This window comes from Butyricicoccus sp. AM78-15b2TA (assembly GCF_027665985.1).
Taxonomy (GTDB): domain Bacteria; phylum Bacillota; class Clostridia; order Oscillospirales; family Butyricicoccaceae; genus Agathobaculum; species Agathobaculum butyriciproducens.
Genome location: NZ_JAQEHY010000007.1, coordinates 111,343 through 132,903, shown reverse-complemented (window position 1 = coordinate 132,903; position 21,561 = coordinate 111,343). Strand labels below are relative to the sequence as shown.

The following is a 21,561-nucleotide window of genomic DNA, read 5'->3' as shown; positions in this document are numbered from 1 at the left end:
GTAGCAGTACGCTGTCTGTGAACTGCGAATATTTTGCGAAAATCACGCAAGAGTAACCCGACTGCCGTTCCCCTTTTCCTGCTTACGCAGTCTACCGTCTGCACCCAAGCTATCCCAACAAGGGAAAGGGGTGATTCACAAGAGGGTGGAAACCGTAGGTGTCTACCCTCTTGTGCGCCCGCGCGGCGTCAGCGCACTCCCCGCTGAGGTTCAGCGAAAAACTCTCCGCCCGTCAGGGGCGAACACGCTCACGCAGTTCGCGCGCCCCAGTCAGCCGGTGCTGAAAAAAGGCTGCCGCCCGGATAGGGCGAACCCGCTCACGCAGTTCGTGTGCCCCAGTCAGCCGGTGCAGAGAAAGCGGTTGTCCAACGCTTACGTTACTCTACCTTTTCCAGCAGCTTCTGCACATAATTCGGCAGATAGAACGCACCCTTATGCAGATTGGTATTGTAGTATCTGGTTTCCAGTCCCAGACTGTTCCACCAGTCCGGATTCAGATCGCGCACCGGATGCACGCCGCGCGACGAAAAGCCGAACAGCCAGTGTCCGGACGGGTAGGTCGGGATATGCGCCTGAAACAGACGGCTCTGCTCAAACGAGTGTACGATATTGCGGTGCGCTCTCTGGCACGCCAGCGCATCGCCCTTGTAGAACGGGCTTTCGTGCTGGTTGACGAGCACGCCGTGCTCCTTGAGCGCCTTGTAGCAGTTGCCGTAAAATTCCATCGTAAACAGACCCTCGCCCGGGCCGAACGGGTCGGTCGAGTCGATGATGATAAGGTCGTACTCGTCCTCAATCCGGCGGATGTATTTCAGGCCATCCTGATAGAGAATGTGCACGCGCGGGTCGTCGAGCGAACATGCCACACCGGGCAGGTACTCCTTGCAGACCGCGACAACGCGCTCGTCGATCTCCACAAGGTCGATGTGCTCGATGTGCTGATAGCGGCACAGCTCGCGGACACAGCCGCCGTCACCGCCGCCGATGACGAGCACCTTTTTAATCTTCTCACCGAGCACGGCCAGCGGCACATGCACCATCATCTCGTGATAGATGAACTCATCCCGCTCGGTCAGCATCATGTAGCCGTCAAGCGTGAGAAACCGACCGAATTCCTCGCATTCAAACACGTCGATGCGCTGAAAGTCGCTCTGTTCGGTGTAAAGCTGACGGTCTACCTGTATCTGCAGCCCAACCGTCGGCGTGTGCATTTCAGTAAAGGTAAGTTGCATGAGTGAAACGCTCCTTTTATTCCGGGCTGACAACGCCGCGGATGACCTGCAGGCTGTTCACCTCGGGGTCCTCGGTGCCGAGCAGCATGCAGTTCTTTTCCTTGGCGTAGCGAATATAATCAAGAATATCGCGGGTGATACGCTCACCGGGCGCGAGGATCGGGATGCCGGGCGGATAGCACATGACAAACTCCGCGCAGATGCGTCCGACCGACTCCTCGAGCGGCATGGCCTTCTTGTCCGCGTAGAACGCCTCCTGCGGGCCGGCTACCACCTGCGGAGAGATATACTCCTGCCGCATGAGCGTCGCCTTGTCGCGCTTGTAGCGGCGGCGAATGTCCGCCAGAGCGGCTACCAGACGTTCGAGGTCGCGCTCTCGGTCGCCCACCGAGACATAGGCGAGCAGGTTGCCGAGATCACCGAACTCGGTCTGAATATCGTAAAAATCGCGCAGAATGTCGTACACCTCGATGCCCGCCAGACCAACATCCAGCGTGTTTACCGCCAGCTTGGTCGTGTCGAAGTCGTACACGGTGTCGCCGTTGATGAGTTCGCTGCCGTAGGCGTAGTAGTCACCGATGGCGTTGATCTCCTCACGCGCATAGGTCGTCAGGTCAACGACTTTTCGGAAAATCTCCTTGCCGTGCAGGGCAAGGTTCTTGCGCGAAATATCCAGACTGACCATCAGCAGGTACGAACCCGAGGTCGTCTGGGTCAGGTTTATAATCTGGCGAACGTGCTCCGCGTTCATGGACGGACCGCACAGCAGAAAGCTGGACTGCGTGAGCGAGCCGCCCGACTTGTGCATAGAAACGGATGCCAAATCCGCGCCTGCCGCCATCGCGGAGACCGGCATATTTTCACCGAAGTAGAAATGCGTGCCGTGCGCCTCATCAGCGAGCACCTTCATGCCTGCCGCGTGCGCGAGCCTTACGATTTCCCGAATGTTCGAGCAGATGCCGTAATAGGTCGGGTTGTTGACGAGCACCGCCTTCGCGGACGGGTGCTTCTCAATGGCGGCCTTCACATCCGCGACCGACATACCGAGCGAAATGCCAAGCCGGTCGTTCATCTGCGGGTTGACGTAAACCGGAATCGCGCCGGTCAGCACGAGCGCGTTGATGACGCTGCGGTGTACGTTGCGCGGCAGGATGATCTCGTCTCCGCGCTTTACCACCGACAGGATCATCGCCTGCACGCTGCTCGTCGTGCCGCCCACCATCAGGAAGGCGTGCGCCGCACCGAACGCATCCGCCGCCAGCTCCTCGGCCTCGCGGATAACGCTGGTCGGGTGGCATAGATTGTCGAGCGGCTTCATCGAGTTGACGTCCACCGTCATGCACTGCTGACCGAGGAATTTCGTTAATTCCGGCGAGCCGCGTCCGCGCTTGTGTCCGGGCACATCGAACGGCACAATGCGCATGTCTTTGAAGTTTTCGAGCGCCTCCATAATTGGCGCACGGGATTGATCCATTATATAACCCTCTTTGTAATGAAAACTTTTTTACAGTCAGGAGTTTGGTAACTCTTTTACGTTGCGTGGGCGAACAATGTTCGCCCCTACGATTTACCATCGGTACAAACGTCACCGTAGGGGCGCACAGTGTGCGCCCATTTTATCCTGAGCAGACAGCTTACGCGGGAAGCCACTGGCCTCCCCTTTATTGTGAGACAAATCCGAACATCGTTCGGTTTGTCTTTCTCGATTGAAAATGTATTTTCAATCGAAATCAGTAGATGTTCTTGCCCGAAAATATCTCAATCATCTCTCGTCTGAGGTCGGAGTGAATCTTGAGTCTGGTCTTGGGCGGCAACTCATAGATGTCGGTGTTGAACAGGTAGTTCTGGAGATCGATCTCCTTGAGCAGCATACGGGTGTGGAACAGATTGGACTGGTACACGTTAATGTCGTATGCGTCGTACCGCTCGAGCGTTTTCGGGTCGATAAAGTCCTGAATGGACGTCATATGGTGATCCATGAACAGCTTTTTGCCCTCGATATCGCGGGTAAAGCCGCGCACGCGGTAGTCCATGGTGATGATATCCGAATCGAACGAGCCGATCAGGTAATCGAGCGTAGACAGCGGCGTGATCTCGCCGCAGGTGGCAACATCAATATCCACGCGGAAGGTGGCAAGGCAGGTATCCGGATGGTATTCCGGATAGGTATGCACGGTAACATGGCTCTTGTCGAGGTGCGCGACAATGGTATCCGGCTCGAGCGCGGGCTTCATGTGCTCCTCCGCGATGAGAAAGGTTACGGAGGCACCCTGCGGGTCATAATCCTGCTTGGAAATGTGCAGCACATGCGCACCGATCATCTCGGTCACCCGCTCGAGAATGCCGGTCAGTCGTTCGGAGTTGTACTGCTGGTCGATATATTTGATGTAGTCACGCTGTTCGCGCTCGGTCTTTGCATAGCAGACATCATAAATGTTGAAGGACAGCGCCTTGGTCAGGTTGTTGAACCCGTAAAGTTTAAGCTTGTTCTGCATTTCATATCCTCACAATACCAAAAAATCCCCAGGCGAAAGGGGTACACACGGTACGCTTTCACTTGGGGGTGATCATTCTCTTTTTGCAGATGCTTCTGCACATTCCGTAGGTTTTATGGAAGAGGAAAGAGTCTATATAGCAAGAATCGTTACTTTTAGGCAATACCGCATAATGAAGCAAGAGCGATTTGCGAGTAAATTTTGTGCTCTGATAAGGCGTGGTTTTGCGGCAATACTTGCTGTATTGCAAAAAATCACAACGAAATCAGGGTGCAAAATTTCCGCAAAGCGCCGCAGTCTTCATTGTACGGTGTTGCCTTTGTACTCTTATTGATCGTTTCACAAGTGTGATGCGCCCGCGGCACACGGCTTTTAGTCAGCCAACTTATAAAATTCAATAAGGCAACAAAGTTGCCAGTTTCGGCATTTGACCCGGCTGTCCGTATGGCCTTGGCACCGTTTTCGCGCAGAAACCGGGCGGTCAAAGAAATTCTGCTGAAAGGCTTCGCCTCTCCGAGTAACTTTTATTATAAGGGAATCCGCGTGCAAATGCAAGTTCATCTTGCAAATTTTACGAATTTGATACCGAATCCGCATATACGGTGCCGCCATCACAAAAAGTTTACAGTCTTTGTTTTGAAAAATCACGTAAAACGTAGTACAATGGAACAGTAAGACGATATCATTTTGAAAAGATAAGGTGAATCATGGCACGCAAAAAGAGAAGCAAGGGACTTCGGGTCAGCCTGATGCTGACAGTCGGACTGATGATCGTGTCGTTTGCGGCGGGCATGCTGACACAGAGGATCGTGTTCCGCGAGCCGCAGACCGACGCCGGTCTGACCTACATTGAGGATATTCCGGTGATGACCGACTTTCTTCCCGAGGGCACACGCGCCCGACCGGGACAGAAGCGCGAGATCAAGTATCTTGTCATCCACGAGACCGACAACACCGGCTCCGGCGCAAATGCGGCCGCGCACAACTCATTCATCCACCAGAACGCCAACGCCGAGGAGGGCATTGTTTCGTGGCACTACACGGTGGACGATCACGAGATCTACCACCATCTGCCGGATGACGAAACTGCCTATCACGCAGGCGACGGCATGGAGAAGAACGGCGGCAACATGAACGGCATCGGCATTGAAATGTGCGTCAACTCGGACGGCAACTACGAACAGACGCTCCTCAACACCGAAAAGCTGTGCGCGCGGCTGCTGATCGAGTACGACCTGAACCCGTCCAAGGCACTGAAAAAGCATCAGGACTTTTCGGGCAAAATCTGCCCGTCCACCCTCATCAACAGCGGCCGCTGGGATGAATTCTGCAGCGCGGTAACCGCCAAATACAAGGAGCTGAAGGCCGATGAGGCGGCAAACGCATCGTAAGCAGCCGGTTAGCAGAATGCAACCATGTGCAAAAAGCGTGGGAAATCAAAGGGCGATTTGTCGTAAATCGCTCTTTCTTTTTGCCCTCTGATATGGTATACTTTAAATCGTACGCTGTAAAAAAGCTGAAAAAATTTAAGCGTACCGTAAATCTTGCTTAAAATTTATCACATTGTGAAGGAGTGAACTGAAATGATCGTTGTACTCAAACAAAACAGCGACAAAGGACATGTCGAAAAACTGATGCAGCATTTCACGGATATGGGGCTGCGGATCAACTATTCCGAGGGCGCAGATACCACCATCCTGGGCCTGATGGGCGACACGACCCGGCTCGATGAAAGGGACATTATGGCGTATGACGTGGTCGAGCGTGTACAGCGCGTGACCGAGCCGTTTAAGGCCGTCAACCGCAAATTCCATCCCGAGGACACGATCATCGAGGTTGCGGGCCGCAAGATCGGCACCGGCTACTTCAATGTTATGGCAGGTCCGTGCTCGGTCGAGAACGAAGCACAGATCGTCGAGTGTGCCGAGCGCGTCAAGGCTGCCGGTGCATCCTTCCTGCGCGGCGGCGCATTCAAGCCGCGTACCTCCCCGTACTCGTTCCAGGGTCTGGAGGCCGAGGGTCTCAAGCTGCTGCTCGAGGCAAAGCGTCAGACCAGTCTGCCGATCGTCACCGAGATCATGAGCGAAAAGCACCTCGACCTGTTCGCGGATGTGGATATCATCCAGCTTGGCGCCCGCAATATGCAGAACTTCATGCTGCTGAAGGAGCTGGGCCGCTCGAACAAGCCGATCCTCCTCAAGCGCGGTCTGTCCGCCACCATGGAGGAGTTCCTCATGGCTGCCGAGTACATTTTCGCAGGCGGCAATACCAATGTTATCCTGTGCGAGCGCGGCATCCGTACCTTTGAGAAGCTGATCCGCAATAATCTGGATATCTCCGCTGTTCCGCTGGTTAAGATGTTCAGCCACCTGCCGATCATCATCGACCCGTCCCACGCAGCAGGCCGCCGTGATATGGTGCAGCCGCTGTCCCGCGCAGCCATCGCTGCCGGTGCTGACGGCCTGATCATCGAGGCGCACAACGATCCCGCGCACGCCCTCTGCGACGGTGCGCAGTCGCTCGACCTCAACCAGTTCGATACCGTCATGAAGGACATCAAGCGCCGCGCCGAGTTTGAAGGCCGCACCATGATGCCGTAAAAGCAAACAATGCACAAAACCCTCTCTGAAAATCCAGAGAGGGTTTTATTTTACCATATCGTTTTCCCGTACCTCGGCGCACCGTTTGTAAACCATCTGCAGCTGCGTAACCGTAGGGGCGAACAGTGTTCGCCCGTGAACCGTGTGATTTGGTGTTGCGTGGGAGCACACTGTGCTCCCCTACGGGATAACGCGTACCAATCGTTACCTGCGGTGCGCCGAGCCGTACCCCTGCGGTTTAGCCGGATGCAAGGTCTGTCAGTGCGCCAAAGGTATAACCCGCACTCTCCCACTTGGTCAGCAATTCATCGAGAATCCTCGCATTGGTCTCACTGGTGGAATGCAGCAGCACGATGGCCCCGTTATGTATCCGCGGAAGCAGCTTGGAGAATGCCTGCTCATCGGTCGGCTGGTTATCCGTATACCAGTCCACATACGCGAGCGACCAGAAAACCGTGGTATACCCCAGCTCCTGCGCCTGCCGGAGATTCTCCTCGCTGAACTTGCCCTGCGGCGGACGATAAAATTTCTGCATCGGCTGACCGGTCAGCGCGGTGTATTTCTCCTCGAGACCGTTCAGCTCCGCCGCAAACGCGCTCTTATCCGCAATGCCGGACATATCCGGATGGTGCAGCGTGTGATTGCCCACAATATGCCCTTCTGCGGCCATGCGCTTTACGAGATCCGGTGCGGTATCAATAAAGTTTCCCACCACGAAAAAGCAGGCAGGCGCGTTATGCTTTTTGAGCGCATCCAGAATAGCAGGCGTGCAGCCGTTCTCGTAGCCCGCGTCGAACGTCAGGTAGATGGTCTTTTTGCTCGTATCACCGACGTAAAACGCGTTGTACTGCCGCAGTTCCTCGGCGGAGACATTGCCGACCGGCGGCTGTCCCTCGGTCTGGAACGATAATCCCCAGTCGCTGACAGACGCGGGAACCGCCTGTTCGGCGGCTGTTGGCTCAGTATTTTCGCGCGGAAACAGAATGAAAACCGCAGTCAGAACCGCAAAAGCGCTAAGTCCCACACCGATTCGGCGCAGACCCGTGCGTGTGATCGTGATAAACATAGCAGTGCCCTCCCTTGCTCTACCCTATGCGGCTGCATGGGCAATATGCCGATTTTTCTCTGCCAATTTGCGTCAGGTTACAGGTAGACAACCCCTACCGATTTCCTGTACAATGGTAGTAACACCAACATGAGGGGGTTACGACATGAAAAAGATGAAACGATTTGCCTCTGCGGCACTGGCGGCACTGCTGCTGGCAGGCTCTGCGCCGAGCGCGCTTGCACTGGATGCCACACCGCCGATGTATCAGCAGTTCGGGTACGACAGCGCAGAGGAGTACATGGAACAGGAATCGTACTACGGCGTTTTCGATTATGATACGCTCAGTGACCATTATCGGCAGCACTTGAACGCCGTGCGCAGCAATCCCACGCTGGCGGTCGAATACTGGGGGTATGACGATCTGGAGGGGCTGTCCTTCGGCTGGGACGGTGATTTAGAGGAATGCTATCGTGATACAGCGCGTGCCATGACAGAGGGCGAGGAATACAAACTCCGCTGTCAGCTTTCCGTGCAGCTCAACGGCGCGTATGTCCACTTTGCGGACGCACAGCCGGAAAAGGTAAACGGGCGCGTGATGGTTCCCTTCCGCGCCATTGCCGAGGTGCTCGGCGCTGAGGTAGACTACAACGCAGGCGCAATCACCGCGAAAAAGGACGGCGAAACGCTGTCGTTCGCGCTCGGCGGCAAGCAGCTTACCGTCACGGACAGCGCGGGCAAAACCGTCAAAACCGTGCAGCTTGATACCGCGCCGTACAAAAAAGGCGGACGCACCTATGTTCCGGTGCGCTTTTTTGCCGAAGCGTTCGGACTGACCGTGCAGTGGGATCAGGATATGCAGACCGCCGTGCTGTATGACCGCGCGGCGCTTGTAAACGACATTGACAGCAAGTTTACCGTGCTCAACAAGTGGATCAAGGCACAGCCGTCCACCGAAAATGCCAAGACGCTGCGCACAGTGGCGACGATCGGCGCGGCGTATACCGCCTTCGACACCATCGACGGCAACAAGGATTACAAGGTCGATGTCAAAGCCGAATTTCTGGCGAACGGACAAGCCATTGAAGCGACCGTGACGGTCGATCTGCGCGTGCTGGCGTCTTATTTCCTCGGCGATTCGCAGGCGGATGACGTACTCACCGCCGCACAGGCGGCCCTCCTGCGCAGTGCGCTGAGCAACGTCAAGCTCGAGCTCCTATGCAGCGCGGACAGCGGCGACCTGTATTTGAAGTGCCCCGCCGTGGCGAAGATTCTGGCGATGGACAAAACGGACGACGCCGATCTCAAGGCTCTGTCGAACGGCGCGTGGCTGCACATCAACTGGGCGGACAGCACATTCGGCGCTCTGTTCAGCGAAAATCTGAAGATTCTGAAGAACAATACCTTTGCCTCGGTGGGCGAACGTATCGTTGCCTCGAACGAATCCAACGTGACCGCATATGAGCTTGGCTGGGCGGATTTTTATCGCAACATAAAGAATGACGTAAACCGCCCGAACGACCTGCTGGGCGATGAACAATTCACCGCAAGCGGCTCGCGCTACACGGCAAAGCTCGACAAACAGAATGACGACTACGGGAAAACCATGACCGGCAGCTACACGCTGAACACGGCGGACGGCTCGTTCTCGGGCACGCTCGAAAGCCGCTCCGATAGCTGGAACACCACCAAAACCGTGCTGACGTTCTCCGGCAGTGTGCAGAACTGCAAATTGAACGCGACCTACCACACCAAGAACACCGGCATTCTGTCGCTCGATATCACGCTGAGCACGACCGAATCCAGTGTCGAGCCGAAGAACGCGCCGCCTGCAGGCGACAAAATCGTCGAATGGACGCAGCATGATTATTCCAATGACTGGGATTCTGTCAATCCGGACGGTTCTCTTGGATAACGCATTATAAAACCATAAAGAAAGAGCAGATGCCAAGCATCTGCTCTTTTTTGTACTTTTTCGGAAACTTAGCCGCGCAGCTGAGCGCCGAACTCGGTCTCGAGCGCCGAGATAGCGGCACGCATTGCCTTGTCGCACTCCTCATCGGTGAGGGTACGGTCGGGTGCGCGCAGGGACAGCGAATAAGCAACAGACTTCTTGCCCTCCGGGATGCCCTTGCCCTTGTAAACGTCAAACAGCTTGACGGATTCGAGCAGCTTGCCCGCCGCCTTCTCAACAGCGGCCTGCATGGAGGCTGCCGGAACGGCATCATCAACCAGAACGGCGATATCGCGGGTGGAAGCCGGGAACTTGGGCAGCGGATGATACAGCTTCTCCGGGTCGATGGCGGCCAGCAGCGCGTCCATCTGCAGCTCGGCAGCGAGTACCTCGCCGGACAGACCGTAGCGTGCGGCAACGGTCGGATGAATGGTGCCGAATACGCCGATCTCCTTGCCGTCAATGAGCACCTTGGCACAACGGCCCGGGTGATAGGACGGGTTGGCCTTCTCGGGAGCAAAGGACGCGCCCTTGATGTTCAGCTCACGCAGCAGCGCCTCGATCGCGCCCTTGAACTGGAAGAAGGACAGGCGGCCGTAGCTGCCGAGGGTCAGGATCTTCTCCTCGTGCGGCAGTACGTCCGGGTCAGCCTTGCCGTCCTTGACGGTCGGGGTGTAGATGGTGCCCAGCTCGTACAGCGAAGCGGTCGGGTTGCGGTGCGCGTGGTTGTGCGCCAGATTATCCAGCATGGACGGCAGCACGGTGGTACGCATTACGCTGAAATCCTCACCAAGCGGATTGAGGATGGTGGTAGAGATACGGCGCGGGTCATTCTCGTCCCAGCCGATCATGTCGTAGAACTTCGGAGAGATGAACGAGTGGCTCATGGACTCGTCAAAGCCCGCCTCGCGGCAAACCAGTGCTGCGGCGCGCTCCGCCTGCTGAGCCGGCGTGAACTCACCCTGTACCATCTCACCGGCGTACAGCGTGGTCGGAATCTTGTCGTAGCCGTACATACGGGCAACCTCCTCGGCTACGTCGCACATACGGTTGATGTCGGTGCGGAAGAACGGCACAACGACCTCGTTGTTCTCGATCTTGAAGCCCAGCTTCTCGAGCAGCTTTACCTGCTCCTCCGTGGACAGCTCCAGACCGAGCAGCGCATTCATCTTGTCCGGCTCGAACGGCAGACGCTTGTGGTTCGGGTCGGAGTTGTCAACGTCGATAATGCCGTCGATGACCTCGCCTGCGCCCAGCTGCTCCACCAGCTCGCACGCACGGTTGACCGCATCGAGGGTCATGCGCGGGTCCAGGCCCTTCTCAAAGCGGCCGGAGGCCTCGGTACGCATGCCGAGCGCCTTTGCGGTGATACGAACGGTAGCACCATGGAAGTTTGCGGACTCGAAAACGACGGTCTTGGTGTCGTCCATAATCTCAGAGTTTGCGCCGCCCATAACGCCTGCAACAGCAACCGGCTTGTCGTTGTCGCAGATGGCGAGCATCTTGTCGTTCAGGTCGTGATCCACGCCGTCCAGAGTCTGGATGGACTCGCCGTTGCGGGCACGGCGGACAACAATGCGGCCATCGGACAGGCACTTGTAGTCGAACGCATGCATCGGCTGGCCGTACTCGAGCATAACATAGTTGGTGATATCAACGATGTTGTTGATCGGACGAACGCCGCAGGCGTGCAGACGCTCGCGCATCCACGCCGGAGACGGCTCGATCTTGATATTCTTGACAATGCGGGCGGTGTAGCGCGGGCACAGGTCGGTGTCCTTGACCTCAACCGACATATACTTGTTGATGTCGCCGCCGACACCCTTTACCTCCGGGGTCTTGACGCTGAACGGACGGTCGAAGGTAGCCGCAGTCTCGCGGGCCAGACCGATCACGCTCAGGCAGTCCGGGCGGTTGGACGTGATCTCAAAATCGGAAACCCAGTCGTCCAGACCGAGCACCTTCTTGATGTCCTCGCCAACCGGGGTGCCGGCGGGCAGGAACAGGATGCCGTTCTCGCACGCATACGGTACGCAGCCGTGGGACAGACCCAGCTCCTGGAACGAGCACATCATGCCGTTGGACGGCACGCCGCGCAGCTTGCCCTTGGTGATCTTCACGCCGCCCGGCAGGGTGGACTTGTGCAGGCAGACCGGGCAAATCTCGCCAACGGACGCAGGCGTTACATTGGGTGCGCCGGTGACGATCTGCACCGGCTCCTCCTTGCCGACATCGAGCTGGCAGATCTTCAGATGGTCGGAGTCCGGGTGATCGACAACCTCGAGGATCTTGCCGGTCACAACGTTGTCGATCTCCGCGCCGAGGTAGTAAACCTCCTCGACCTTGGAGCCGGACATAGTCAGCTTGGCATCATACTCCTTCGGGGTGATGCCGTTCATATCGGTATAATCCGAAAGCCAGGATAATGGCAGTTTCATTGATAGGAACACTCCTTTTGGTGTTATTGTTGTCCGTAGGGCGCGACGACTCGGCGCGCCGTATTTGCCGCCTGCATATACTTACGAGCGGCGCGCCGGGGTCGTCGCGCCCTACGATAATACGTATCGCTTGTAACATGCGGGAGAGTGCGGCGGGATGAGGTCATCCCGCCCTACGGGTGCAGGTTTAGAACTGGTGCAGGAATCGAACGTCGTTCTCATAGAACAGACGGATATCGTCGATCTTGAAGCGGCCCATAACCATACGCTCCAGACCGATGCCGAAGGCGTAGCCGGAGTATTCATTCGGGTCGATGCCGCTCATCTCAAGCACCTTGGGGTGAACCATGCCGCAGCCGAGGATCTCGATCCAGCCCTCGCCCTTGCAGAGCGGGCAGCCTTCGCCGTGGCAGCGGTAGCACTGGATATCCATCTCCGCAGACGGCTCGGTGAACGGGAAGTGATGCGGACGGAAACGAACAACCGTGTCCTCGCCGTACAGCTTCTTTGCAAACAGCTCGAGGATGCCCTTGAGGTCGCTCATGCGGATGCCCTTATCGACAACCAGACCCTCGATCTGATGGAACAGCGGAGAGTGGGTTGCGTCAACGGCGTCCGAACGGTAAACACGGCCCGGCGCAATAATGCGGATCGGCGGCTTGCGCTTTTCCATCGTGCGGACCTGCATCGGAGAGGTCTGCGTGCGGAGCACAACGTTATCCGAAATATAGAAGGTATCCTGCGTGTCGCGTGCCGGATGGTCCTTCGGAATGTTCAGCGCCTCAAAGTTGTAGTGATCCAGTTCAACCTCCGGGCCCTCTGCGATGGAGAAGCCCAGACCGAGGAAAATCTCCTTGAACTCATCGAGCACGATGTTCAGCGGATGCTTTTTGCCGATGACAACGTCCTCACCCGGCAGGGTAACGTCGATGGTCTCAGCCTCCAGCTTCTTCTCGAGCGCAGCCTGCTCGATCAGCTTCTTCTGCTTGTCAATGATGGTTTCGATCTCCGCACGAACGTCGTTGATCAGCTGACCAACAACCGGACGCTCCTCTGCAGCAACGTCCTTCATGCCCTTGAGCAGCGCGGTCAGCTCACCCTTTTTGCCGAGGAACTTAACGCGGGCCTCGTCCAGCGCGCGCGAATCCTTCGCGGCAGCGAGCTGCTCCTTCGCGGTCTGCAAAATGCCTTGCAGCTTTTCTTTCATACCAATTCTCCTTTGGAATATGATTTTGTGATAAAGTGAGGGCGGATAGTTCGTAGGGCGTGACGACCTCGGCACGCCGTCTGAAATCATCAGCTGCCGTTCGATGCGGCGCGCCGAGTCGTCGCGCCCTACGGATATCATCCATTACAGTGGTAATAAAAAACGCCTTCCGTCCCCGTAAAATAGGGACGAAAGGCGTAAAACTTCCGTGGTACCACCCTGATTCCCGAAAAAACCGGGCACTCATTGAACGCCGGTAACGGAGCGTTACTTCGCCGGCGCCTACTGCATCTATTCAGCACCGGTGCTCACAGGGGAACTTCGCGCCATACCTCGATAAACGGCTTGCAGCCATGGGACCGTTCTCTCTGAGAAAGAGGAACACAGCGTTACTTTTCCTGCTCATCGCATTGAAATATTCATAACAGAATAATTAAAACACATTTTGCGGGAAAATGCAAGAGGAAAACCGGATTTTTTCGTTAAAATGAAGATTTAACGTGATGTTTTCCCTTGTTTGGCGGTGCGCCGAGGTCGGCGCACCCTACGAGATAGATTGTACCAATTATTAAACCCGCAGGTGCCGTCCGTAACAACACACAAAAGCGTTGCGCGGCACTGTCATCCCCAGTGGACCCTCTCTTGCCCTACGGGCAATTCACCTTGTGTCGCGCCTGCGTAGAGTAAACCGCCTGTGTAGCAGTAAACTGTCTGGCACTGCGAATAGGTAGAGAAAGGGGAGCACACTGTGCTCCCCTACGGTAGGAAAAATCCTCTGCCGTTCCCCTATTTCGCAGCGGTCACATATAGGAAATCTGCGCCAGACCCTCCAAGGGAAAGGGGAGAAAATCAGAGGGTGGAAACCGCAGGTGTCTACCCTCTTGTGCGCCCGCGCGGCGTCAGCGCACTCCCCGCTGAGGTGCAGCGAAAAACTCTCCGCCCGGAAAGGGCGAACCCGCTTACGCAGTTCGCGTGCCCCGATAAGTCGGTGCAGAAAAGGAGCCGCCCGTTAGGGCGAACCGCCTGCGCAGTTCGTGTACCCCGGTTATCCGGTGCAGAAATGGTCTCTGCCCACCGTTAGAGCATAAAAAAAGGAACCCTTACGGGTTCCTTTTTGAAATCGCTCTTCCTTACCAGGATGCCTTGCGGACACCCGGAATCTGGCCCTTGTAAGCCAGCTCGCGGAAGCAGATACGGCAGATACCGAAATCACGCAGGTAAGCGTGCGGACGGCCGCAGATCTTGCAGCGGTTGTAAGCTCGGCTGGAGAACTTCGGCTTAGCCTGCTGCTTGAGAACCATCGACTTCTTAGCCATTTAACTTCTCCTCCTTACTTCTCAAACGGAGCGCCCATCAGAGTAAGCAGCTCCTTTGCTTCTTCATCGGTATTTGCAGTGGTGCAGATAACGATGTTCATGCCGCGGATCTTGTCGATCTGATCATAGGAAATTTCCGGGAAGATCAGCTGCTCGTTCAGACCCAGAGCGTAGTTGCCACGGCCGTCAAATGCGTTGCCGTTGATGCCGCGGAAGTCGCGTACACGCGGCAGAGCTACGTTGAACAGACGATCCAGGAACTCCCACATACGGTCACGGCGCAGGGTTACCTTAACGCCTACCGGCATGCCGTCACGCAGCTTGAAGTTTGCGATGGACTTCTTAGCGTGGGTGATGATCGGCTTCTGGCCGGAGATCAGGGTGATATCACGGACAATAGCCTCGATAACCTTGGAGTTACCGTTTGCTTCCTTACCGCAGCCGACGTTGATTACGATCTTGTCGAGCTTCGGAATCTGCATTGCGCTCTCGTACTGAAACTTCTTCATCAGAGCAGGCGCAACTTCCGCAGTATACTTTGCTTTCATATTCGGAACCATTTATTGCAACCTCCTCTTCTTAAAGCGTTTCGCCGCAGTGCTTGCACACCGTCAGCTTAGTGCCGTTCTCGGTGAACTTGTGCGCTACACGAGTCGGCTTGTCGCACTTCGGGCATACGCGCATTACCTTGCAGGCACGCAGCGCACCCTCGCGCTCGATGATGCCGCCGGTTTCACCCTGACGGCGGGGCTTGGTGTGGCACTTGATCATGTTCACACCTTCGATTACTACCATACCCTTCTTCGGGTTTACGGACAGGATCTTGCCGCGCTTGCCCTTTTCCTTGCCGGAAAGAACGACTGCGGTGTCGCCCGTCTTAACGTGCAAATTGTTCATTTGTTGGCGACCTCCTTACAGTACTTCCGGAGCAAGCGACAGGATCTTCATGTAATCCTTGTCACGCAGCTCACGAGCGACAGGCCCAAAGATACGGGTGCCGCGGGGGTTTTTGTCATCACGAATGATAACGCCAGCGTTCTCGTCAAAGCGGATATAGCTGCCGTCAGCGCGGCGCAGGCCCTTAACGGTGCGGACGATAACTGCCTTAACGACATCGCCCTTCTTTACGCCGCCGCCCGGGGTGCACTTGCGCACCGAGCAAACAACTACGTCACCGATGTTGCCGTACTTGCGTGCGGAGCCGCCGAGAACACGGATTACCTTCAGTTCCTTTGCGCCGCTGTTGTCAGCTGCACGCAGAAAGCTTTCCTGCTGAACCATGTGCTCTCCTCCTTACTTTGCCTTCTCGATGATCTCGACCAGGCGCCAGCGCTTGTCCTTGGACAGCGGACGGGTCTCCATCACCTTAACCTTATCACCGATGCCACACTCGTTGTTCTCGTCGTGTGCCTTCAGCTTATAGGTGTGCGGAATAACCTTCTTGTACAGAGGATGTGCTACACGATCCTCAATTGCTACGACAATGGTCTTATCCATCTTATCGGAAACGACCTTGCCTACTCGCGTTTTGCGTAATGCTCTTTCGCTCATAATATTCGTTTCCCTCCCTTATGCCTTCTCCGCGATCTGCTTCTCGCGGATAACGGTATTGATACGAGCAATGTCGTGCTTGACTTCATTGATCTTGTTGGTGTTGTCGAGCTGATTGGTAGCGAGCTGCAGACGGAGGTTGAAGAGGTCCTTCTTCAGCTCACCGAGCTTTGCAGACAGCTCCTCAGCCGTCAGTTCTCTGATCTCAGATGCCTTCATCATGCTTCACCGCCATTCTTCTCACGGGCAACGAACTTGGTCTTGCAGGGCAGCTTGTGGCTTGCCAGACGCAGTGCCTCACGAGCAACTTCCTCGGAAACACCTGCGATCTCAAACAGTACACGGCCCGGCTTAACTACTGCAACCCAGTACTCGGGTGCGCCCTTACCGGAACCCATTCGAGCACCGGCCGGATGCTTGGTAACCGGCTTGTCGGGGAAAATCTTGATCCATACCTGACCGCCACGCTTGGTGTAACGGGTCATAGCGATACGGGCTGCCTCGATCTGATTCGAGGTGATCCAGCACGGCTCGGTAGCCTGGATACCGAACTCACCGTTCGATACGAAGTTACCGCGGGTAGCCTTGCCGGTCATACGGCCGCGATGAACGCGACGATACTTAACTCTCTTAGGGAGCAGCATTAACGGTTGCCTCCTTCCTGACGGGGAGCACGACGCTCGCCACGGTTGAAGTCACGACGGCCGCGACGGTCACCGCGACGATCGCGGCGCTCGAATGCCGGCTTCGGAGCTTCAATGGAGCGACCCAGACGCGGACCGCCGTGGAGAACCTCACCCTTGTAGATCCATACCTTAACACCGATGCGGCCGTAGGTGGTCGCAGCTTCAGCAAAACCATAGTCGATGTCCGCACGCAGGGTCTGCAGCGGAATGGTGCCCTCGTGGTAATGCTCGGTGCGTGCGATTTCCGCGCCGCCCAGACGGCCGCCGCAGGAAACCTTGATGCCCTTGGCGCCCATGCGCATTGCACGGCCCATGGACTGCTTCATTGCACGGCGGAAACCGATGCGCTTCTCGAGCTGAGCTGCAATGTTCTCAGCAACCAGGGTAGCGTTGGTGTCCGGGTTCTTGATCTCGATGATGGAGCAGCGAACCTTCTTGCCGTACTTCTTGGTCAGCTCTTCTTCGAGCTTCTTGATGTCCTCGCCGCCGCGGCCGACAACCATGCCGGGACGTGCGCACTGGATCATGATCTTGATTTCGTCGTTCTTGCGCTCGATCTCGATCGCCGGAACGCCTGCGTCGTACAGACGCTTCTTCAGATCCTTACGGATCTCGTAGTCTTCCACGAGGAGGTCGCCGAACACATTGTCCTTAGCGAACCAACGGGAATCCCAATTCTTGATAACGCCGACACGGAGACCGTTCGGATTTACTTTCTGGCCCATTGATTACCCTCCCTTATTCTTTCTCGCCAAGAACCAGCGTGATGTGCGAGGTTCTCTTGAGGATTCTGAATGCACGGCCCTGTGCACGCGGCATAACGCGCTTCATGATCGGACCGGGACCGACGTGAACTTCCTTAACGTAAAGCTTGTCGGTGTTCATGCCGTGATTGTTCTCGGCATTGGCAACTGCGCTCTTGAGGAGCTTCTCCATCGGCTCGCATGCTGCCTTGGGGGTATTCATGATGATGGCCATAGCTTCGCCCGCATCCTTGCCGCGGATCAGATCGCAGATCAGCTTGATCTTTCGCGGGGTCATGCGTACGTTGCGTACAATAGCTCTTGCTTCCATGTTACTTTAACTCCTCCTTACTTGCCGTTATTGGAGGTCTTGCTGCCCGCGTGACCCTTGTAGGTACGGGTGGGAGCAAACTCGCCCAGCTTGTGACCAACCATGTCCTCGGTAACGTATACCGGAACGTGCTTGCGGCCGTCGTGTACTGCGATAGTATGACCGACGAACTCAGGGAAGATCGTGGAAGCGCGGGACCAGGTCTTGAGGACCTTCTTCTCGCCCTTTTCGTTCATTTCAACGACTCTTTTGATAAGCTCAGGAGCCACAAAAGGGCCTTTCTTAACACTTCTGCCCATATTAAGATAACTCCTTTCTTACTTGCCGTTGCGACGACGAGCGATCTGCTTGTCGGTGCGGTGGTTCTTCTTGCGGGTCTTGTAACCCATAGCCGGCTTGCCCCACGGGGTAACCGGAGACGGACGACCGATCGGGCTCTTGCCCTCGCCGCCGCCGTGCGGGTGATCACACGGGTTCATTACAGAACCACGAACGGTCGGGCGGATACCCAGATGACGGGTACGGCCAGCCTTACCCAGCTGTACGTTAGAATGATCAGAGTTACCAACAACGCCGATGGTAGCCTTGCAGTCCAGACGGACGTAACGCAGCTCACCGGAGGGCAGACGAACCATTGCCTTGCCGCCTTCCTTAGCCATCAGCTGAGCGCCGACGCCTGCGGAACGAACCAGCTGTGCGCCCTTGCCCGGGTACAGCTCGATGTTGTGGATCATGGTACCAACCGGAATGTTCTCAACCGGCAGGCAGTTGCCGGGCTTGATGTCGGCATCCTTGGAAGAAACGACCTTGTCGCCGATCTTCAGGCCCTCGGGAGCGAGGATATATGCCTTCTCGCCGTCCTCGTACTGAACGAGAGCGATGTTAGCGGAACGGTTCGGATCGTACTCCAGGGTCTTAACCTCGGCGTAAACGTCGAGCTTCTGACGCTTGAAGTCAATGATACGGTACTTCTTCTTGTTGCCGCCGCCGATGTGGCGAACGGTGATGCGGCCGTAGCTGTTGCGGCCAGCGGTCTTCTTGACCTTTTCGAGAAGGCTCTTCTCGGGCTTCACCTTAGACAGACCCTTGTAGGAAAGCACAGTCATATTTCTGCGCGAGGGCGTCGTCGGGTTGAAAGTCTTGATAGCCATTTGGAATTTCAACTCCTTGATACGTTATTATCGGGGTGGCTTCCCCATACAATTACTTCGTTTGAAAACACGTTTTCAAACGAGAGAGGTTCCACCGCGCACAGCGCGGATGAAACCAAGGCTGCGAAAAGTTCCGACCAGCGAAACTTTTCTTCGCTCTTGTATAAAAACCGTGATACATGCTCCCGGTTTTTATGAATCTGCAAGCAGATTCTATTGAAAACCCGCTTCGCGGGAACACTCAGGCTCGCCTTAGCAGCCGAAGTGGTTTTTACATCATGTTCTCGAAGATCTCGATCTTCTTGGAGTCAGCGGTCAGGGTTACGATCGCCTTCTTGATGTCGGAACGCTTGCCAACGTGAACGCCCATGCGCTTCCACTTGCCCGGCAGCTTGATGGTGTTAACCTTGGCAACCTTAACGCCGAAGATCTCCTCTACAGCCTTCTTGATCTCTACCTTGCCGGCATCGATCGCTACTTCGAAGGTGTACTTGTTGTCCTGTGCGCCCATCATGGAACGCTCGGTGATGATCGGCTTCTTGATAATGTCGTATGCGTACTTCATTATGCGTATACCTCCTGCAGCTTCTCAACTGCTGCCTTGTCGATGATGAACTTGTCAGCATTGAGGATGTCGTATACATTGAGGGTAGACGCGATCGTGGTGCGTACGCCCGGGATGTTTGCCGCAGACTTAACTACGTTTACGCGAACTTCCGGAGTAACTACCAGGCTCTTGCCGGTTGCCTCAACTGCGTTCAGGAAACCAACGAAGGACTTGGTCTTGATCTCGCCCATATCCAGGCCATCGATTACGATGATCTCGCCTGCTGCTGCCTTTGCAGACAGAGCGGACAGCATAGCCAGACGCTTGGTCTTCTTGGTCAGGCTGTAGTTGTAGGAACGGGGCTTCGGGCCGAGGGCAATACCACCATGGGTCCACTGCGGAGAGCGGATAGAACCCTGACGAGCACGGCCGGTGCCCTTCTGACGCCACGGCTTGATGCCGCCGCCACGAACCTCGGCGCGGGTCAGCGTGGACTGAGTGCCCTGACGCTGGTTAGCCAGATAATTCTTTACTGCAGCGTGTACAACGGTCATGTTCGGCTCAATACCGAAAACAGCCGCGTTCAGCTCCATCTCGCCGGTCTTCTTACCGGTCATATCAAAAACTGCTACTGTAGGCATGATTTGCTCCTCCTTCCCTTACTTTCTTGCGGAAGCCTTCTGCGGGTTCTTGCTGATGCCAGCCTCGCCCTTGGCAACCTTGTTGTTCTTAACGGTGTTCTTCAGCACTACGATGCCGCCCTTCGGGCCCGGAACTGCGCCGCAAACGGCGATCAGGTTAAGCTCAGCGTCAACCTTTACAACGTCCAGGTTCTGAACAGTAACCTGCTCAGCGCCCATGTGACCCGGCATCATCTTGCCCTTCATGATCTTGGACGGATCAGAGCAAGCGCCCATAGAACCCGCATGGCGGTGTACAGGGCCGGTACCGTGGGTTTCCTTCAGGCGGGATGCGTTGAAGCGCTTGATTACGCCAGCGTAGCCCTTGCCCTTGGAAGTGCCGGTAACGTCAACATAATCGCCGGTAACGAACATGTCAGCCTTAACAACATCGCCGAGCTGGAACGGAGTGCAGTCCTCAAAACGGAACTCCTTCAGGTACTTCTTCAGGGAGTCGCCAGCCTTCTTCAGGTGACCCTTCTGGGGCTTGTTCAGGCGAGCTTCCTTAACATCCTCAAAACCGAACTGTACAGCATTGTAGCCGTCCTTCTCTTCGGTCTTGAGCTGAGTTACAACGCAAGGACCTGCTTCGATTACGGTGCAGGGGATAACCTTGCCGTCAGCATTGAAGATCTGGGTCATACCGACCTTCTTGCCGATGATTGCTTTGTTCAGCATTTGTTTTTCCTCCTTAAAGGTTATTGGTTGACGGCATTTGACCGCCAACATGACCTCGCCGCGCGTGTCGCGGCAGGGCTTCAAACCGCCGGTGGGTTAATCCGGTCAGCTTGTTGACTTAAATTAGAGCTTAACCTCGAACTCGACGCCAGCCGGCAGGTCGAGAGTGGTCAGAGCCTCGATGGTAGCCTGATTCGGGTTGATGATGTCGATCAGGCGCTTGTGGGTGCGGCGCTCGAACTGCTCACGAGAATCCTTGTACTTGTGAACAGCACGCAGGATGGTAACGATCTGCTTCTCGGTCGGCAGCGGGATCGGGCCGGAAACCTTAGCGCCGTTGCGCTTAGCGGTCTCGATGATCTTCTCTGCGGACTGGTCGATCAGCTCGTGATCATACGCCTTCAGGCGAATGCGAATCTTCTGTGCGTTTGCCATTGTGGAATTTCCTCCTCGTATGTGTGCCATACATTAAATAATGTTTTGACTCGCTACGGAGAGAAACTGCAACTCCGCCGTGCGTATCACGCAACGGGCATGAAAATAACCGGGCGCACTGACTCCGCAGCGCAACAATCCGGTCACGATAAGAAACGTAAGTGGTTCAAACCATCGGCTTGACGGCGCACGCGCCGCGAGTCCCGAATTTACGCATGAACATTGCGTTTTTGCTGAATATCTGAATTCAGCTGATAGCAGTTATCTCAACCGCCCGATTGTCGGACCTACTCCACCGAAGTTACCTGCTCATAGCAGCAATCTCCGGTATCATCGCGTTTTGACTTGCTCTCGCAAGTTCTTATACATAGTACAATACTTTCGGAGAAAAGTCAAGTGTTTGCACAAAATTTTCAGCGATTTTTTGTTGAAATCGGAATTTTTCGCGTTATGCACAAAAACAGACCCGAAA

General features: G+C 55.8%; 24 protein-coding genes and 1 other annotated feature. Of the genes, 3 read left to right on the top strand and 21 right to left on the bottom strand.

Annotation, left to right across the window (positions count from 1 at the left end; translation table 11 throughout):
• Positions 1-377: 377 nt before the first annotated feature.
• From speE to speD, 3 genes are all read right to left on the bottom strand, one after another.
• Positions 378-1,232 (bottom strand): polyamine aminopropyltransferase, encoded by an 855-nt coding sequence (gene speE / locus PGS25_RS08895; protein WP_270418332.1) that lies wholly within the window; start codon positions 1,230-1,232, stop codon positions 378-380.
• Positions 1,233-1,248: 16 nt separating this feature from the next.
• Positions 1,249-2,706: an aminotransferase class I/II-fold pyridoxal phosphate-dependent enzyme gene (locus PGS25_RS08890; protein WP_118761088.1), complete on the bottom strand. Its 1,458-nt coding sequence runs from the start codon at positions 2,704-2,706 to the stop codon at positions 1,249-1,251.
• 256 nt (positions 2,707-2,962) lie between these two features.
• Positions 2,963-3,727, bottom strand: coding sequence for an adenosylmethionine decarboxylase (gene speD / locus PGS25_RS08885; RefSeq protein ID WP_118647886.1), 765 nt, complete (start codon positions 3,725-3,727; stop codon positions 2,963-2,965).
• A gap of 707 nt (positions 3,728-4,434) precedes the next feature.
• On the opposite strand from speD, the gene PGS25_RS08880 reads away from it, so the two are divergent.
• Together PGS25_RS08880 and aroF are read left to right on the top strand one after the other, a co-directional pair.
• Positions 4,435-5,118, top strand: coding sequence for a peptidoglycan recognition protein family protein (locus PGS25_RS08880; RefSeq protein ID WP_270418331.1), 684 nt, complete (start codon positions 4,435-4,437; stop codon positions 5,116-5,118).
• Between the two features lie 192 nt (positions 5,119-5,310).
• Positions 5,311-6,327, top strand: coding sequence for a 3-deoxy-7-phosphoheptulonate synthase (gene aroF, locus PGS25_RS08875; RefSeq protein ID WP_270418330.1), 1,017 nt, complete (start codon positions 5,311-5,313; stop codon positions 6,325-6,327).
• 238 nt (positions 6,328-6,565) lie between these two features.
• Here the strand turns inward: aroF and PGS25_RS08870 are convergent, their stop codons facing one another.
• Entirely contained in the window at positions 6,566-7,393 is an 828-nt protein-coding gene (locus tag PGS25_RS08870) for a polysaccharide deacetylase family protein (RefSeq protein WP_270418329.1), read from the bottom strand.
• A 145-nt stretch (positions 7,394-7,538) separates the two neighbouring features.
• On the opposite strand from PGS25_RS08870, the gene PGS25_RS08865 reads away from it, so the two are divergent.
• Positions 7,539-9,287, top strand: a complete 1,749-nt coding sequence (locus tag PGS25_RS08865; protein WP_270418328.1) for a copper amine oxidase N-terminal domain-containing protein — start codon at positions 7,539-7,541, stop codon at positions 9,285-9,287.
• 68 nt (positions 9,288-9,355) lie between these two features.
• Here PGS25_RS08865 and pheT read toward each other — a convergent pair whose 3' ends face one another.
• From pheT to rpsJ, 17 genes are all read right to left on the bottom strand, one after another.
• Positions 9,356-11,764 (bottom strand): phenylalanine--tRNA ligase subunit beta, encoded by a 2,409-nt coding sequence (gene pheT, locus PGS25_RS08860; protein ID WP_270418327.1) that lies wholly within the window; start codon positions 11,762-11,764, stop codon positions 9,356-9,358.
• Between the two features lie 187 nt (positions 11,765-11,951).
• The gene (gene pheS / locus PGS25_RS08855; RefSeq protein ID WP_110435200.1) at positions 11,952-12,971 is read right to left on the bottom strand and encodes a phenylalanine--tRNA ligase subunit alpha; all 1,020 of its coding nucleotides are present in this window, start codon (positions 12,969-12,971) and stop codon (positions 11,952-11,954) included.
• A 181-nt stretch (positions 12,972-13,152) separates the two neighbouring features.
• Positions 13,153-13,386 (bottom strand) — a binding site (T-box leader).
• 715 nt (positions 13,387-14,101) lie between these two features.
• Positions 14,102-14,287 (bottom strand): type Z 30S ribosomal protein S14, encoded by a 186-nt coding sequence (locus tag PGS25_RS08850; RefSeq protein ID WP_110435201.1) that lies wholly within the window; start codon positions 14,285-14,287, stop codon positions 14,102-14,104.
• Positions 14,288-14,301: 14 nt separating this feature from the next.
• Positions 14,302-14,847: a 50S ribosomal protein L5 gene (gene rplE, locus PGS25_RS08845; protein WP_117555184.1), complete on the bottom strand. Its 546-nt coding sequence runs from the start codon at positions 14,845-14,847 to the stop codon at positions 14,302-14,304.
• A 19-nt stretch (positions 14,848-14,866) separates the two neighbouring features.
• Positions 14,867-15,184 carry a 50S ribosomal protein L24 gene (rplX, locus tag PGS25_RS08840; RefSeq protein ID WP_110435203.1) on the bottom strand — a complete coding sequence of 106 codons (318 nt, stop codon included), beginning with the start codon at positions 15,182-15,184 and terminating at the stop codon, positions 14,867-14,869.
• Between the two features lie 15 nt (positions 15,185-15,199).
• Positions 15,200-15,568, bottom strand: a complete 369-nt coding sequence (rplN, locus tag PGS25_RS08835; protein ID WP_116704662.1) for a 50S ribosomal protein L14 — start codon at positions 15,566-15,568, stop codon at positions 15,200-15,202.
• A 12-nt stretch (positions 15,569-15,580) separates the two neighbouring features.
• Complete coding sequence (gene rpsQ, locus PGS25_RS08830) at positions 15,581-15,838, bottom strand: 30S ribosomal protein S17 (RefSeq protein ID WP_054326963.1); 258 nt, start codon at positions 15,836-15,838, stop codon at positions 15,581-15,583.
• A gap of 18 nt (positions 15,839-15,856) precedes the next feature.
• A complete protein-coding gene (gene rpmC, locus PGS25_RS08825) occupies positions 15,857-16,057 on the bottom strand; it encodes a 50S ribosomal protein L29 (protein ID WP_110435205.1) in 201 nt (66 codons plus the stop codon).
• Positions 16,057-16,482, bottom strand: a complete 426-nt coding sequence (gene rplP / locus PGS25_RS08820; RefSeq protein WP_110435206.1) for a 50S ribosomal protein L16 — start codon at positions 16,480-16,482, stop codon at positions 16,057-16,059. The genes rpmC and rplP overlap by 1 nt, the downstream gene beginning before the upstream one ends.
• On the bottom strand, positions 16,482-17,249 hold the full coding sequence (rpsC, locus tag PGS25_RS08815) for a 30S ribosomal protein S3 (RefSeq protein WP_116704663.1): 768 nt from the start codon (positions 17,247-17,249) through the stop codon (positions 16,482-16,484). Before rpsC ends, rplP begins: the two co-directional genes overlap by 1 nt.
• A gap of 13 nt (positions 17,250-17,262) precedes the next feature.
• Positions 17,263-17,598: a 50S ribosomal protein L22 gene (gene rplV / locus PGS25_RS08810; RefSeq protein ID WP_118478296.1), complete on the bottom strand. Its 336-nt coding sequence runs from the start codon at positions 17,596-17,598 to the stop codon at positions 17,263-17,265.
• 17 nt (positions 17,599-17,615) lie between these two features.
• A complete protein-coding gene (gene rpsS / locus PGS25_RS08805; RefSeq protein WP_110435209.1) occupies positions 17,616-17,897 on the bottom strand; it encodes a 30S ribosomal protein S19 in 282 nt (93 codons plus the stop codon).
• Positions 17,898-17,915: 18 nt separating this feature from the next.
• Entirely contained in the window at positions 17,916-18,749 is an 834-nt protein-coding gene (gene rplB, locus PGS25_RS08800; RefSeq protein WP_116704664.1) for a 50S ribosomal protein L2, read from the bottom strand.
• Positions 18,750-19,020: 271 nt separating this feature from the next.
• Positions 19,021-19,314, bottom strand: a complete 294-nt coding sequence (gene rplW / locus PGS25_RS08795) for a 50S ribosomal protein L23 (RefSeq protein ID WP_110435211.1) — start codon at positions 19,312-19,314, stop codon at positions 19,021-19,023.
• Positions 19,314-19,937, bottom strand: coding sequence for a 50S ribosomal protein L4 (gene rplD, locus PGS25_RS08790; protein WP_117491403.1), 624 nt, complete (start codon positions 19,935-19,937; stop codon positions 19,314-19,316). The genes rplW and rplD overlap by 1 nt, the downstream gene beginning before the upstream one ends.
• Positions 19,938-19,955: 18 nt before the next feature.
• Positions 19,956-20,651, bottom strand: a complete 696-nt coding sequence (rplC, locus tag PGS25_RS08785) for a 50S ribosomal protein L3 (protein ID WP_117491440.1) — start codon at positions 20,649-20,651, stop codon at positions 19,956-19,958.
• A 126-nt stretch (positions 20,652-20,777) separates the two neighbouring features.
• A complete protein-coding gene (rpsJ, locus tag PGS25_RS08780; RefSeq protein WP_054326972.1) occupies positions 20,778-21,089 on the bottom strand; it encodes a 30S ribosomal protein S10 in 312 nt (103 codons plus the stop codon).
• Positions 21,090-21,561: the final 472 nt, after the last annotated feature.

Excerpts from the sequence above, each read along its gene's own strand:
- PGS25_RS08870 (WP_270418329.1), bottom strand. The coding sequence starts at position 7,393 with ATGTTTATCACGATCACACGCACGGGTCTGCGCCGAATCGGTGTGGGA.
- rplX (WP_110435203.1), bottom strand. The coding sequence starts at position 15,184 with ATGAACAATTTGCACGTTAAGACGGGCGACACCGCAGTCGTTCTTTCC.
- rpsS (WP_110435209.1), bottom strand. The coding sequence starts at position 17,897 with ATGGGCAGAAGTGTTAAGAAAGGCCCTTTTGTGGCTCCTGAGCTTATC.
- PGS25_RS08865 (WP_270418328.1), top strand. The coding sequence starts at position 7,539 with ATGAAAAAGATGAAACGATTTGCCTCTGCGGCACTGGCGGCACTGCTG.
- PGS25_RS08850 (WP_110435201.1), bottom strand. The coding sequence starts at position 14,287 with ATGGCTAAGAAGTCGATGGTTCTCAAGCAGCAGGCTAAGCCGAAGTTC.
- rpsC (WP_116704663.1), bottom strand. The coding sequence starts at position 17,249 with ATGGGCCAGAAAGTAAATCCGAACGGTCTCCGTGTCGGCGTTATCAAG.
- PGS25_RS08890 (WP_118761088.1), bottom strand. The coding sequence starts at position 2,706 with ATGGATCAATCCCGTGCGCCAATTATGGAGGCGCTCGAAAACTTCAAA.
- rplW (WP_110435211.1), bottom strand. The coding sequence starts at position 19,314 with ATGAAGTACGCATACGACATTATCAAGAAGCCGATCATCACCGAGCGT.
- rpsJ (WP_054326972.1), bottom strand. The coding sequence starts at position 21,089 with ATGGCAAACGCACAGAAGATTCGCATTCGCCTGAAGGCGTATGATCAC.
- rplB (WP_116704664.1), bottom strand. The coding sequence starts at position 18,749 with ATGGCTATCAAGACTTTCAACCCGACGACGCCCTCGCGCAGAAATATG.
- rpsQ (WP_054326963.1), bottom strand. The coding sequence starts at position 15,838 with ATGAGCGAAAGAGCATTACGCAAAACGCGAGTAGGCAAGGTCGTTTCC.
- speD (WP_118647886.1), bottom strand. The coding sequence starts at position 3,727 with ATGCAGAACAAGCTTAAACTTTACGGGTTCAACAACCTGACCAAGGCG.
- speE (WP_270418332.1), bottom strand. The coding sequence starts at position 1,232 with ATGCAACTTACCTTTACTGAAATGCACACGCCGACGGTTGGGCTGCAG.
- pheT (WP_270418327.1), bottom strand. The coding sequence starts at position 11,764 with ATGAAACTGCCATTATCCTGGCTTTCGGATTATACCGATATGAACGGC.
- rplV (WP_118478296.1), bottom strand. The coding sequence starts at position 17,598 with ATGGAAGCAAGAGCTATTGTACGCAACGTACGCATGACCCCGCGAAAG.
- rplN (WP_116704662.1), bottom strand. The coding sequence starts at position 15,568 with ATGGTTCAGCAGGAAAGCTTTCTGCGTGCAGCTGACAACAGCGGCGCA.
- aroF (WP_270418330.1), top strand. The coding sequence starts at position 5,311 with ATGATCGTTGTACTCAAACAAAACAGCGACAAAGGACATGTCGAAAAA.
- pheS (WP_110435200.1), bottom strand. The coding sequence starts at position 12,971 with ATGAAAGAAAAGCTGCAAGGCATTTTGCAGACCGCGAAGGAGCAGCTC.
- PGS25_RS08880 (WP_270418331.1), top strand. The coding sequence starts at position 4,435 with ATGGCACGCAAAAAGAGAAGCAAGGGACTTCGGGTCAGCCTGATGCTG.
- rpmC (WP_110435205.1), bottom strand. The coding sequence starts at position 16,057 with ATGAAGGCATCTGAGATCAGAGAACTGACGGCTGAGGAGCTGTCTGCA.
- rplE (WP_117555184.1), bottom strand. The coding sequence starts at position 14,847 with ATGGTTCCGAATATGAAAGCAAAGTATACTGCGGAAGTTGCGCCTGCT.
- rplP (WP_110435206.1), bottom strand. The coding sequence starts at position 16,482 with ATGCTGCTCCCTAAGAGAGTTAAGTATCGTCGCGTTCATCGCGGCCGT.
- rplD (WP_117491403.1), bottom strand. The coding sequence starts at position 19,937 with ATGCCTACAGTAGCAGTTTTTGATATGACCGGTAAGAAGACCGGCGAG.